1 protein-coding gene is annotated in these 468 nt (G+C 35.9%); it reads left to right on the top strand.

Annotated elements, in window-relative coordinates; all coding sequences use genetic code 11:
• Nucleotides 1-52: 52 nt before the first annotated feature.
• On the top strand, nucleotides 53-468 hold a 416-nt coding region (locus tag IDG63_RS14285), incomplete at its 3' end, for an adenine phosphoribosyltransferase (RefSeq protein ID WP_206176484.1).

Raw genomic sequence — 468 nt, 5'->3', positions numbered from 1 at the left:
CATTAATTAAGTGGATGCATTCATTGTTAAGTGATGTTGAGGAGGAAGTATAATGGATTTAAAACAATACGTTTCAGAAGTACAAGATTGGCCAAAACAAGGTGTTAACTTTAAAGATATTACGACTATTATGGATAATGGTGAAGCATACAAGTATGCTACTGACCAAATCGTACAATATGCTCAAGACAAACAAGTTGATGTTGTAGTTGGACCAGAAGCAAGAGGATTTATTATTGGTTGTCCTGTGTCATACGCAATGGGTATTGGTTTTGCACCAGTACGTAAAGAAGGGAAATTACCACGTGAAGTAATTCGTTATGAATATGACCTTGAATATGGATCAAATGTGTTAACGATGCACAAAGATGCAATCAAACCAGGTCAACGTGTATTGATTACAGATGATTTATTAGCAACAGGTGGTACAATTGAAGCGGCAATTCACTTAGTAGAATCATTAGGTGG

The sequence above is a fragment of the Staphylococcus sp. EG-SA-14 genome (genome assembly GCF_017151935.1).
Classification (GTDB): Bacteria; Bacillota; Bacilli; order Staphylococcales; family Staphylococcaceae; genus Staphylococcus; species Staphylococcus aureus.
Note: the sequence above shows the minus strand (reverse complement) of the source record. Positions and strands in the feature narration are given on the sequence as shown.